The following is an 11822-nucleotide window of genomic DNA, read 5'->3' on the forward strand; positions in this document are numbered from 1 at the left end:
CGACTCATATCTGACTTTTTAGATAAAATATGACAACATCGGTTGCGGACAAAACTCCTATTCCCGCTAAAGCCTGGCGGCGACATAAAGATCCACCTGGGTTATGGTTTGCTGTAGCGATTGGTTCAGTTTCGCTGCACCTGTTGGTTTTTTGGTGGATGCGATCTTCTCATGCTTTTGGGTTGTGGTTTCCCCAGCCAAGTCAAAGTGAAGTTCCTGTGGAATTAATCGAAATTGCACCTGAGTCTGAGTCAACAAACAAAATAGCTGCATCACAACCGCAAAATTCAGGAGCAACACCCACAGCCGAAACAGTTCCACCAAAGACAAATAGCGATCGCCTCCAGCCAGAAAACGATACTAATGCGGCTCAACTTGAGACTCCAGAAGCCTCACCCACACCTACACCTACACCTAGTACGGAACCAACTCCTACACCAGAAACTACACCCACACCTACACCCACCCCGACAGTTCCAGTGGGTGCGTTACCTTGGAACCGTCGTGAAGAAATCGAACTGGGAAAGGGAACACCTTTACCTTCAGATGTTCCACCTGTCACACCAGAACAAATACAAAAGTCGTCAGCAGTAGAAGAAAATATTCCCGGCGATCGCAACCAAGAAAGTTCCCCAACACCCACACAAGCAACAGCAGACACTCCCACTCAAGAAAGTTCCCCAACACCCACACAAGCAACAGCCGACACTCCCACTCAAGAAAGTTCCCCAACACCCACACAAGCAACAGCAGACACTCCCACCCAAGAGAGTTCCCCCACACCAACTGGAGGAGGAGCGATCGCTACATTTGCTCCTTTGGCAGAAAATGAAGCGCGTCAACTCGTCAATGATTTACCTGAAGTTCTATCTACATACCAAGGAAGCACCACCAAAACCTTAGACTCTAGCTATCTTCCCGGTGATTCTGCACTACAGCCAGCAAAGTTATTAGCTAGTTTAGTCATTGATCAAAATGGCACATTTCAACAAGCTAAAGTTTTAGAAATAGCACCAGCCAGCTTACAAGCAGAAAAAAGTTTCTACGAGCAGATTATTAGTGAATTATTCAGAAACGAAAATTTTAGCCCAGGTCATAATCGTGATGGGACTAAACCAGACTTGAGTAACTTGTTTGTCAGGATTACTATAGAGCCAACTAATCAATAGTCATCAGGAATTGAGCAATAAATACTTGAATTTCACATAAAATTATGTTATCATAAACAAACTGGAAATTTGCGGGCGTAGTTTAGTGGTAAAACTATAGCCTTCCAAGCTATTAATGCGGGTTCGATTCCCGCCGCCCGCTTAAACATTGAAGAAAAATTCAGACTTCTGAATTCTTCTTCAGATTTTGTTGTTATTCTGCTATTTGGCGATACTCATCGGCTAGTTGTTCCAAAGCGATCGCGTGTTCTTTTGTTTGACCGTAGCACTCTATATTTTCTCTGGAAGAATCGCTCATGTCCATTGTGTTGAGATTGCACTGCGATCGTAATAGTTCCAGTGATGTCGGGGTTCGCATCATTCATATTAATCGCGCTGGGAAATATTTAGAGGATATACTTAGATTAAAACGTAAGCGTAGATACCATGACTTCTATGCACACCCAACAATCCAATCATCATTGAATTTACTACAAAAAGGGAAAGGGAGAGGTTGCCCCTGGCAACCTCTCCTTTAGTCTTGAACGATTATCATCTTATAAGCTGTATATTTTAATTTCTGGAAGTCCCTAACATTTCAACTAAGGATAAAGACCCCTATCAGTTAGTGCTTGGGCAACTCTCCCAACACCTAAAGTGTAAGCTGCCAACCGCAAAGGAACCTGTCGGACTTGTGACTGTTGCATCACTTGATGATAAGCTTGCACCATCAAGTGTTCCATTTCGCGGTTGACACGCTCCTCATCCCAAAATAGGTAAGAAAGACCTTGCACCCATTCCAAATAACTCACCACCACACCACCAGCATTTGCTAAAATATCTGGTAATACAGTCACACCCCGCGCTTCCAGGACTCGATTTGCCGCCAAAGTCACAGGGCCGTTAGCAGCCTCTGCCACAACTTGCGCCTTTACCTGATGCACATTTTCCTCGGTGATTTGATTTTCCAACGCCGCAGGAATCAAAACATCACAAGGTAAAGTCAACAATTCTGCGTTGCTAATGGGTACAGATTGGGGAAAACCCACGATACTTTTACGATTCTCAGCCGCATAGGCTTTTAATGCCGGAATATCCAGACCATCTGCGGCAAATATCCCCCCTGCACCTGTAGAAACAGCCAAGATTTTCGCTCCTGCTTTATACAGCAATTCAGCTGCTGCACCTCCGACATTACCAAAGCCTTGAATAACAACTCGCACTCCCTCCAGGGATTTACCCACGTCTGCCAGTGCTTCTCTGACAATAATCATTACACCGCGTCCTGTTGCCATTTCTCGTCCCCGTGAACCACCAATAGAAAGTGGTTTACCAGTAACAACTCCGGGTACAGCATGACCAACATTCACAGAATAAGTATCCATCATCCAAGCCATTTCACGGGCAGAAGTACCCATGTCTGGTGCAGGGATGTCTACAGCCGGGCCGATATCTTTAATTAGTTCACTAGTATAGCGCCGCGTAATCCGTTCTAACTCACCCACACTATACTTTTGGGGATCAATAGCGATACCCCCCTTAGCACCACCGTAGGGAATTCCCAACAGCGCACATTTCCATGTCATCAGCATAGCCAGAGCTGATACTTCCCGCAGAGTTACAGCTGGATGGTAACGCATCCCACCTTTGTAAGGGCCTAAGACATCAGAATGTTGCACCCGATGTCCTGCAAGTACCTGCACTTCACCATTATCTAGTTTCATAGGGATAGAAACTGTCACCACTTTGCGCGGGTGGCTGAGAATTTCTAAGATACCTTGATCTAACCTTAATTCTTTAGCCGCAGCTTCTAAATAGCTACAAGCTTGATCAAATGGACAAATATGTGCTGGAGTAGCAGCTTCTAGAGGTAGCGTTGGCGTTGAAACCATAAAATTATCTCCTATTCGCAGTATCTTTGCGAATCAGATACATATATGCCTAGCTTATCTCGTGTTTTTGCAGAAAGTCATAATTTTGTATTTTTTGTTACATTTTTATTCTTAATTCTGTGTTTTGTATCTTGATGTGGAGCAAATACGGTAAACAGGAAGGTAGACAAGAAGGGAAACAAGAGGGTAGTCAACAAAAAGCGCGGGAGATAGCCCTCAATTTGTTAAGAGAAGGGATGACAGTTGAGGCGATCGCTCACATAACTAGCTTACCATTAGAAACAGTCCAACAATTACAACAACTTAACATTCCATACTCGTAACTATTTACCGTATTCTAGCTGGGATCAACGTATAGCAGTAATTGAATTATCTAGACTAAAATAGTGCATTATCATCTGCGGTTAATTTTATTAATCTTTCCCCCAACCCTCCATTCCGTAGTCAAATCGGATTGCTACACATTTACAAAATATTGGTGTTATACTAATCAAAGACCTGGATCTATGCGACTGCAACGCCTAAACCTTGTCAGGACCGGAAGGTAGCAGCAACATGGGATGCTTGTAGTAGGCGTAGTCTCCGGGTCGCCCTATTTTTTTAGGAGCGATCAGCAGCGATGCCTGGTTTTGGAGATATTGTTCAAAAAGCTTTTTACCTCGGTGTCGGGTTAGCTTCTTACGCAGGTGAGAAAGCTGGAGGTAAATTATCAGAACTGCGATCGCAAGTCCAAAAGCTGGCAGACGAAATGGTGGCTAAAGGCGAAATGACCACAGAAGAAGCCCGTCGCTTTGTGGAAGACATGATGAAACAAGCCCAACAACCCCAAACGACGGCTGAAACTTCTGAGAATTCACCAGCTTCTGAACCTCGTCGCATCGAAATCTTAGAGGAAGACGAAGAACCAACGGTGAAAGAGCCATCAACTGACAATGTAGATAAATTGCGCCAGCAAGTGCTAGACCTGCAAGAAGAGTTGAAAAGGTTGCAAAAAGACTAGTTTTATCCAACTTTTTGCCTGCATTATTAGCAGTGTCTATAGTCAGAGTTTGGTGTGATGCCAAGCCAATAAGAATCTATAATATGTATTATAGAGGGTGTAATCTAGTGCTTCCAGCAAATCAGCACGGAGCATCCTATTTGTCGCAAGTCAGAGCGTCAATTTTATGGATCAATGGCAAAAAGATTTGATTGAAATTGTCGAAACAGTAGCTGATGAAGTAGAGCGTTTCTTCCTGGGAATGACAGAAATGGTAGATGCGTTTTTTGAGCTGACAGAAGAATTTACCGACCAAGTACACAACACAATCGCTACAGAAGTTGACCAGTACTTACAGGATATAGCCGAACCTATTCTCGATATTTACTGGGAACTGGAAGATGTAGTAGCAGACGTTGATCCGGGTTTTCCCTATGCAGTGGAACCGACAATAGAACAAAACTCTGCTTGTGTAGCTTGCAAAAATTACCACGGTCATGTTTATGGTGGTAATTTGCTAGTCTGTGCCATGCACCCGCACGGGTGGGATGATAGTAATTGTCCAGATTGGGAGCAAGAGTAGGAGTGAGTCCTGAGTAGAAGGATATAGAAGTAACGCCAAAGTAAGCGATAAAGCGTTTCCTCATCTGCTGAGGTACTGAGTACACCGCTAATAAAATTGGGCAATCTCCTCGCCTCTCTGTCTTGAAAAGTTAAGCCACAGCATTGGGGAGGTAGTTGCTTGGGCGGGTTTCCCGACTTGAGCAAACTGGCGGTCGGCAATGCCCGACTTGTTCGCTTTTAGCGTTCCCAGAGGGTAGCAAGTGGCGTTCTTCTGGAGGGAAACCCTTCCACACAAGTTTTCGCTGCGTTACACGCAACCTTGTATCTTAGAAGCATTGGTCACAAGTTAAGGTTGTGAGCCAGTGGTCAAGGGGATTTTAGAAGGAGGTTGAAAGAAAAATGCCTCAGTTCCTCGTTGTTGATGAGGGAAGGGTGCAACGATGAGCTTCATGTTTGGTTTTCTGGCGTTGCATAATAGAGGGATGAAGTGAGTTATTCTACGGTGCATTGTCCATACTGCAAGTCTACGGAGATAAGAAAAAATGGTAAACGAAGAGGTAAACAAGGTATTGAGCCGAGATACGTGTAAAAACCTGCAAGATGGTCTGGAAACCGTTACTATATCTACATTTCAAAGATTTCTGGTGGAAGATTAATAGCAGCTTCCAATGGTTGGGGAATATTATGTAAATTCACCACATAATCACCGTATCTTTTGATACCAAGAAGGTAGGAAATAGCAAACACAGGCCCAGATTGACCTTGAGTATCTGCGTGCAAAGTATCCGGTTGAATATCTGAGAGATTTTTCAACAACCCATCCAAAATATAGACAGCCTCCCACACACCACAGGTGATAAAGTGGGTAAACAAAGCAATATATTTATCAGAGACATGGTGATAAGCAATACCACCATAACCACCGTAGCGGATGTGATACTCGCTGTGTAAATTATTCTCGTATATCTCAAACTTGCTTCCGTCAGCAGCAGCCTTCTTCCCTGTACCCCAACAAGACGGTAAACTAAAACGGTTGTACGTATTGATAATATCCCGAATTGCCGCTTCAATTTTGGCAGCACTAATATGGCGACGGTTTGTATAAGAAATCATGTGAGAAGTCACTGCACCTTGGGAATGACGAGCCATCTGATTTGGGGCCAAGATTACAGCCATAGCTAAACGTAGTAAAAATATAACGTTCAGCAGGCTCAGATATTTTGGGTTCGCTTCCTGAAAACAGACCAAAATGCCTTGTCCAGTTCAACCAATGCTCAACATTACAAAGGATTTCTAAGATACTACGTTCCGGCATTAAAGCCCGAATTTTTGATTCTAATTCTTCCACTTCATGCGTTTGAGCTAGGGATGGAATTCTTTTAAGTACAGGTTCTCCATCTTTATTGATAGTGAATTGTTTATCAACCGCACAAATCTTATCTACAGCGTCAGCGACAATCGTTAATTTATCCTGTAGGTGTTTAACAAAATCATCCGGGTTAGCAGGAAATTCAAGTAAGCGACAGTATGACTCTATCAATGGTTCACATTCAGCATGACTCAATAATTGTTCGCGGAAATCGGCATAACTTTCTGAACCTACAACACAAGCATCTCCTGTTTTAAATTCAGTCGCCAGGTTTGAAAAGATGCAAATTTCTAACTGCTGACGAACCAAAACCTCAGTGCCATCAATTTCTTCTACAACTAGCGCACGCCAGTTACTACTAATAAAATCTAAATCAATCTCATTAGGTAAATACTTAGCACGTTTGTGTTCATGGTCTAACACGAACTTTAATGCTTTAATTACTGATTCATCAGCAGAAGTAGAGAGAATATCTAAAGAACGTACCAAACTAAAAAGTGCTTTCCGATTGGCAGAATAAAACCGCCACATCAACGGTAAATGGTTGTTGGTGTTATACGCCGCAATCTCATCCAACTTTTGCAGCAACAATTCTGTACCACCATGTTCATCCAAAATTGATTGCACCTGTTCTCCAAAAACAGCATTATCCTGAGTTTCTTTGGCTTTTGTCGATGCTTTTAATACTTGCCCCAAGGTAGCCAATAACTCTGATGTTTCAGTTAAATGTTTATCGCGTAATTCCTGCAATCGCTGTTTAGCATTATTTTGAATCTTGAGGATACGTTTAATGAACATATCGACAAGATAATCACGGGTTTTCACCTGTGCCTCGTACAATAGACATAACAGCAATGTCCGACGTTTGGGTAAATTGATATCTTGAAATTCTGAGATATCCAAAGCCCTAGCCTGGGACGCAAAATGTCTAACTTTAGTTCTGGCAATACTTTGCAGCAGTCGCTTGGCATCACCAAAGGTCATAAGAATATCAAACTTACTTTGTAGGAGTTTTATCCCACTAAGTTTGGCACTTTTCGGTGGCGATTTTAGTAAATTAAGAGTAGCATTTTCATCTACCTCATTATCTGTAACCACCAGTAATTGGTCTAAATAAATCTGCTCATTGATGGAAAGCCCCTCAGAACAAAGTGCAAACAAGCGATTATTGACCATTGAACGAATGTGGCGAATTAATCGGTCAAGGGTGCTAAATGCTGGTAACTCGTATCGTTCTTTAACTAATTCTTCAATGGCTACATTGATTAAATCAGCAGGATGGTCTTTTACCTCAGCAGCTTCTGCAACTAATGCGGCTATTAATCTTTGACCTGTTTTATCATACTGTTTGACTTTCAGGTAATCCCGAATCGCCTGAAGATAAGTGTAGCGTTGGCGTTCAGATGGGACTGCTTTTACCCAATCTTGTAACTTTAAACACGACCGTATATGACGGGTAACCGCAATCGGTACTAATTCGGGGTGGGGAAAATAACCAAGTCGTTGGAAGGATTTTAGCATGACCATAAAACTAAGAAATCCTTCGTGGCTCTTAGTTTTGGACTTTGCAAACTTGATTTCTGCGCTTTGTGGGGTATAAAGCTCTGCAAGCTCTTTCGGGCTGGGAAATTGTTTGAATTTAGGATATGCAGTCCGGTCAATTAAGGTCATTCAAGTGATATTTGCAACATACAAAATGCCCAAAATAACTAGATAACGGTTGATCCCTCACTGTTCAACCCCATAGTATTTTATATTCTTTGTGGTAAACAGCGATAATTGTCATCAAAATATGGTTGCTTACTATCTCGCTTGCTTTAATTTTTGAAGAGAATAGTTCCAGGAATATCAGTCTAATTTATCAACTTTAGTCAACAGATTGAAGGCAAGACGTGCAGCTTCTTCTGCTTTTTGTGATGTAACTTTTTGATAGCGTAAAGTTGTTTGGATACTTTCATGACCCATCAATGCACGCAGTTGTTCAATACTAATTATGCCTACGCGCTCTGTGGCAAATGTATGTCGTAAATCATGAATACGAACACCTTGAAGGAGTGAGTGTTTATTGGTAATTTCTCGCCAGTAATCATGCAGTGTTCGGTAGCTCATTCTACTGATTTTCATCGTCACTGGATGCTGTGCTGTAAATAAGGCGAGTGATTGTTTATGTCGGTCGTAATTTATATATTTATTTAGTGCTATCGCCGTAGCTTCGTTGTAGAAACACCACCTTTGTTTATTTCCTTTTCCCAATACTTGAAATTTCCAATTAAGGAGGTCTACCGATTCTAGATTTAGTGCCAAAAGCTCACCAATTCTACATCCTGTGTGATGTAATAAATGCACAATCGCGTTAAGGCGGGGGTCATCGGCTACAGCGTTATACAGTATTTCTAACTGTGATGGAGTTAAGAACCGTATAATTTCATCTGTGCGATGTTCACCTTTTTCTCGTGAAGGTGGACGCTGTTTGATTCCCCGAATGGGGTTGGATTTTATGTATCCTTGTTCTATGGCAAAGTTAAATAGGCTTTGTAGTATCGCTTGATGCTTGTTGTGAGTTGTATATTTTAAATGTGTCAGGGTATTTAAATACTCGACTAATGTTTGACGACTGATAATTTCAATTGGCCAACTTCCATACTCTTGCAGTAACAATCCCAAGGTCAGAGAATATGTCTCCTTGGTACTGAATGCCAACCCAGGACGTTCTAAAAATTCAACTACGACAGTGGCTAATGTTACTGTCTGTTTCACTTCAATTTGTGTGATTCTCTCAAGGTTTTTTCTGACTCAATCATATATCTTTTAGGCATGAAGCAAGACATCCTCTTATGGATACTTTAAAACTGCCTCGACCCCAAGAATCCCTGGCTGACTATATCAAGCGCATTAGAACATCTGTTGGGATGACTCAGTTTGAGTTGGCTATTGCTGCGGGAATTCATTCTCGGTCTATTGGGAAGATTGAACGAGGATTAACCACCAGACTCAATCATAAAACGCTGCGTGGTCTTGCTGGTGGCTTAGGCATTCCCCAGGAATATCTGGAAGCTGTTGAAAGGGGTGAATCCGTTAAGCCTGTCAGTGCAGTTAAGTTTTGCCCGCATTGCTGGACTCCTGGGGCGAATCCCGATCCTCTCTGGAGTCAAGTTAGGGCTAAGTTTTGTTATCTGTGCGGTATGCAGTTGCAGACGAGTTGCGCTCACTGTGGTGAGTTAGTTGTGTCTTTGAAGTATAAATTTTGTCCGATGTGCGGCAAGTCTTATAAACAGAAGAGTCAAAATCGCTGAAACATAGACACAGCAACTGTTTCCAGACCATCTTGCCGAAAATTACACGTATCTCGGCTCAATACCAACAAAATCACATTTGTGTAAGCTGTGGTCGTCAATTTATAGATGTATACAGTCCACCAAAAGGATACTCAGATGAAGTCAAAATTGAATGCTTAAAAGCATACGTTAATGGTGAGGGATTCCGAGCTATTGAGAGATCCAAAGGTGTTCACCACACAACGTAATTTATTGGCTCAAACAAATTGGTGAAAAATTGCCAGACGCACCACCAAACGAAGAGATTCCCGAAGTGGGAGAACTGGATGAACTAGAAACTTTCGTAGGGTCAAAAAAAATAAAATTTGGTTATGGACAGCAGTAAATCATTTCCAACAAGGAATTTTAGCTTGGGTTTTAGGAGATCACAGTGCCGAAACATTTAAACCTTTGTGGGATATTGTTAGCTGTTGGCATTGCTATTTTTATGTGACTGACGGATGGAAAGTTTATCCCATTTTTATTGAGCCAGGAGACCATATCGTTAGTAAAACATATATGACCAGAGTAGAAGGTGAAAATACACGTTTACGTCATTATCTACCACGATTACACCGCAAAACATTGTGCTATTTCAAATCAGTAGATATGCTTAAATACTCAATTTGCTTGTTACTTTACTATTTAAAGTATAGGCTAATACCCGTGTTTAACTAGTTCATCCCGCATTTATGCAACGCCATAATTTGTAATTCGTAATACTCGCCAAAGACGAGAAGCAAGCTACGTAATACTCTGCGGGTACTCCAAAGGAGAAATCGGAGAGTAGGCTTGCGCCTACGTAATTCACCCTGAACCCACGCCAGTCGCCTCAAGTCGAGAACCCATTTCTTAACATTGCTGTAAAACAGGCTCAAATTCAGGTTATGGGATGGGCATTGCTCACCCCACTACTCAATACTAATTACTCCTTAAAGAGGACGATAAACGCGATAGTTAATGTTAGGGAAGATATTGTCCATTACCTCGACTTTTTCTAGCCAACCGCTATCGATTTTGCCGATTTTGACATCTTCATATAGCTTATTAAAACGCATCAGATGCGATCGCGTCCTTCTCACAGCATAAGGAACCATTGTTCCCGTCCGCATAATAAACGCCCAGTCAGAAGATTGAGCCAACAACAGTTCTCGTGCAGCTTGGTTAAGCGCTCTCCATCCCAACTCGTCCTCTGGTTCCAAACTGGATATCTCAATCATCCGCTCCGCAGCTTTGTGCAAATGTGGATAAATCCAGGCGTTTGTCTCATTTAACCAGTACTCATGGAAACCCTTATAACCCCAACTCGACTGGGAAGGACGACAAACTTGTTGTGTTGGTTCTGCTTTTAAATAATCAGCCAAATGAGTCATGGCGTAAGTGCCTTGATCATACCACGACTTACGGAACAAGTAATCAATAAACCAAGGCCCCTCATACCACCAATGACCAAATAACTCCGCATCGTATGGCGAAACAATAATCGGCGGACGCTGCATAATCCCGTAGAGATGTTCTGCCTGCCGTTCGCGGTTATACATGAAATTGGCCGCGTGTTCTGCTGCCTTTTCCCTTGCCCAGTAAGGATCGTACAGTGCCTTATCCGATAGTCCTAAACCGCGCCCAGTAATTTTATGATACTTAATCCCAGTATTTTTCCTCTGACCATTGGGCATGATGTAGGGCTTGATGTACTCATACTCAGCTTCCCAACCCAAATCTTTGTAAAATTCCCGATATTCTGCTGCGCCTGGATATCCTACTTCCGAAGACCAAACTTGCTGAGAAGATTCATGATCTCGTCCAAAAGCAGCCACACCAGTTTCGGTAAAAATCGGTGCATAAGTCCCAAACCTGGGACGAGGACGAGCGTAAAGAATACCATGTCCATCAGTGAGGAAGTAACGTAACCCAGCATCCGCCAGCATCCGTTCCACACCTTCATAATAAGCGCATTCCGGCAACCAAATTCCTCTAGCTGGACGACCAAAAGTTTCCTCGTAATGTTCACAAGCTACCTGAATTTGCGCCCACACAGCTTGGGGATACATTTTCATCAATGGCAAATAGCCGTGGGTAGCGCCGCAAGTAATAATTTCTAAATTGTTAGAGTCTTGGAACTGCTTAAAAGCTGTCACCAAATCACCGTTATAGCGCTCCCACATTTGCCGCGCTTCGTTAAACTCAGTAGCATAGTGTTCAGCAAGGTAACGAATGTGTCCATTCTGGACATTGCGCTCGGCTTCTAGTTCGATTAGTTCTTCTAATTGCGCTAAGTGTGCGTCATAGCGTTCTTGGAGTAAAGGATCGCGCAGCATCGACACCAAAGGCGGTGTCATACTCATCGTGATTTTAAAGTCGATACCGTCTCGCTTTAAACCTTCAAATACTTTCAATAAGGGGATATAAGTTTCTGTAATAGCTTCATAGAGCCATTCCTCCTCCAGCACATAATCACTTTCTGGGTGACGAACGAAGGGTAGATGTGCGTGAAGTACAAGCGCGACGTAACCGATGGCCATAGTGATTTTAGGGTGGTACGTGTAAATTGAAGGT

12 protein-coding genes, 1 tRNA gene, 1 other RNA gene and 1 pseudogene are annotated in these 11822 nt (G+C 42.6%); 8 read left to right on the forward strand and 7 right to left on the reverse strand.

Translation table 11 applies throughout. The annotated features are described in order from the left end of the window. The first annotated feature begins 29 nt into the window (after positions 1-29). Positions 30-1169 (forward strand): hypothetical protein, encoded by a 1140-nt coding sequence (locus FD725_RS25140; RefSeq protein WP_179050668.1) that lies wholly within the window; start codon positions 30-32, stop codon positions 1167-1169. Between the two features lie 71 nt (positions 1170-1240). Continuing rightward, a tRNA-Gly gene (locus FD725_RS25145) sits at positions 1241-1311 on the forward strand. Positions 1312-1362: 51 nt separating this feature from the next. Here FD725_RS25145 and FD725_RS25150 read toward each other — a convergent pair. Continuing rightward, the gene (locus FD725_RS25150) at positions 1363-1530 is read right to left on the reverse strand and encodes a hypothetical protein (protein WP_179046230.1); all 168 of its coding nucleotides are present in this window, start codon (positions 1528-1530) and stop codon (positions 1363-1365) included. A gap of 220 nt (positions 1531-1750) precedes the next feature. Beyond that, complete coding sequence (locus FD725_RS25155) at positions 1751-3040, reverse strand: Glu/Leu/Phe/Val dehydrogenase (RefSeq protein WP_179050669.1); 1290 nt, start codon at positions 3038-3040, stop codon at positions 1751-1753. 131 nt (positions 3041-3171) lie between these two features. Between FD725_RS25155 and FD725_RS25160 the strand changes: the two genes are divergently transcribed. The 4 genes from FD725_RS25160 to FD725_RS25175 all read left to right on the forward strand — a co-directional run bounded on the left by FD725_RS25160 (position 3172) and on the right by FD725_RS25175 (position 4602). Then, positions 3172-3363, forward strand: a complete 192-nt coding sequence (locus FD725_RS25160) for a hypothetical protein (protein ID WP_179050670.1) — start codon at positions 3172-3174, stop codon at positions 3361-3363. A 172-nt stretch (positions 3364-3535) separates the two neighbouring features. Further along, positions 3536-3632: signal recognition particle sRNA small type (ffs, locus tag FD725_RS25165), an RNA gene on the forward strand. A gap of 27 nt (positions 3633-3659) precedes the next feature. Further along, the gene (locus FD725_RS25170; RefSeq protein WP_179050671.1) at positions 3660-4040 is read left to right on the forward strand and encodes a phasin family protein; all 381 of its coding nucleotides are present in this window, start codon (positions 3660-3662) and stop codon (positions 4038-4040) included. Between the two features lie 166 nt (positions 4041-4206). Then, positions 4207-4602 (forward strand): hypothetical protein, encoded by a 396-nt coding sequence (locus tag FD725_RS25175; protein ID WP_179050672.1) that lies wholly within the window; start codon positions 4207-4209, stop codon positions 4600-4602. A 130-nt stretch (positions 4603-4732) separates the two neighbouring features. Here the strand turns inward: FD725_RS25175 and FD725_RS25180 are convergent, their stop codons facing one another. From FD725_RS25180 to FD725_RS25195, 4 genes are all read right to left on the reverse strand, one after another. Continuing rightward, entirely contained in the window at positions 4733-4876 is a 144-nt protein-coding gene (locus FD725_RS25180; RefSeq protein ID WP_179050673.1) for a hypothetical protein, read from the reverse strand. Positions 4877-5207: 331 nt separating this feature from the next. Continuing rightward, the gene (locus FD725_RS25185) at positions 5208-5732 is read right to left on the reverse strand and encodes a Tn3 family transposase (RefSeq protein WP_372726693.1); all 525 of its coding nucleotides are present in this window, start codon (positions 5730-5732) and stop codon (positions 5208-5210) included. Next, positions 5665-7623 carry a DUF4158 domain-containing protein gene (locus FD725_RS25190; protein WP_179050675.1) on the reverse strand — a complete coding sequence of 653 codons (1959 nt, stop codon included), beginning with the start codon at positions 7621-7623 and terminating at the stop codon, positions 5665-5667. Before FD725_RS25190 ends, FD725_RS25185 begins: the two co-directional genes overlap by 68 nt. 177 nt (positions 7624-7800) lie before the next feature. Further along, positions 7801-8709: a tyrosine-type recombinase/integrase gene (locus tag FD725_RS25195; protein WP_179050676.1), complete on the reverse strand. Its 909-nt coding sequence runs from the start codon at positions 8707-8709 to the stop codon at positions 7801-7803. 77 nt (positions 8710-8786) lie between these two features. On the opposite strand from FD725_RS25195, the gene FD725_RS25200 reads away from it, so the two are divergent. Further along, positions 8787-9245 carry a zinc ribbon domain-containing protein gene (locus tag FD725_RS25200; RefSeq protein WP_179049402.1) on the forward strand — a complete coding sequence of 153 codons (459 nt, stop codon included), beginning with the start codon at positions 8787-8789 and terminating at the stop codon, positions 9243-9245. A gap of 29 nt (positions 9246-9274) precedes the next feature. Further along, positions 9275-9944: pseudogene (locus FD725_RS25205) on the forward strand (IS1 family transposase). 254 nt (positions 9945-10198) lie between these two features. On the opposite strand, the gene FD725_RS25210 reads toward FD725_RS25205, so the two are convergent. After that, complete coding sequence (locus tag FD725_RS25210) at positions 10199-11788, reverse strand: glycoside hydrolase family 57 protein (RefSeq protein WP_179050677.1); 1590 nt, start codon at positions 11786-11788, stop codon at positions 10199-10201. Between the last annotated feature and the right edge of the window lie 34 nt (positions 11789-11822).

Source organism: Nostoc sp. TCL26-01 (genome assembly GCF_013393945.1).
Taxonomy (GTDB): domain Bacteria; phylum Cyanobacteriota; class Cyanobacteriia; order Cyanobacteriales; family Nostocaceae; genus Trichormus.

Excerpts from the sequence above, each read along its gene's own strand:
- FD725_RS25140 (WP_179050668.1), top strand. The coding sequence starts at position 30 with ATGACAACATCGGTTGCGGACAAAACTCCTATTCCCGCTAAAGCCTGG.
- FD725_RS25150 (WP_179046230.1), bottom strand. The coding sequence starts at position 1,530 with ATGATGCGAACCCCGACATCACTGGAACTATTACGATCGCAGTGCAAT.
- FD725_RS25155 (WP_179050669.1), bottom strand. The coding sequence starts at position 3,040 with ATGGTTTCAACGCCAACGCTACCTCTAGAAGCTGCTACTCCAGCACAT.
- FD725_RS25170 (WP_179050671.1), top strand. The coding sequence starts at position 3,660 with ATGCCTGGTTTTGGAGATATTGTTCAAAAAGCTTTTTACCTCGGTGTC.
- FD725_RS25175 (WP_179050672.1), top strand. The coding sequence starts at position 4,207 with ATGGATCAATGGCAAAAAGATTTGATTGAAATTGTCGAAACAGTAGCT.
- FD725_RS25185 (WP_372726693.1), bottom strand. The coding sequence starts at position 5,732 with ATGGCTCGTCATTCCCAAGGTGCAGTGACTTCTCACATGATTTCTTAT.
- FD725_RS25190 (WP_179050675.1), bottom strand. The coding sequence starts at position 7,623 with ATGACCTTAATTGACCGGACTGCATATCCTAAATTCAAACAATTTCCC.
- FD725_RS25200 (WP_179049402.1), top strand. The coding sequence starts at position 8,787 with ATGGATACTTTAAAACTGCCTCGACCCCAAGAATCCCTGGCTGACTAT.
- FD725_RS25210 (WP_179050677.1), bottom strand. The coding sequence starts at position 11,788 with ATGGCCATCGGTTACGTCGCGCTTGTACTTCACGCACATCTACCCTTC.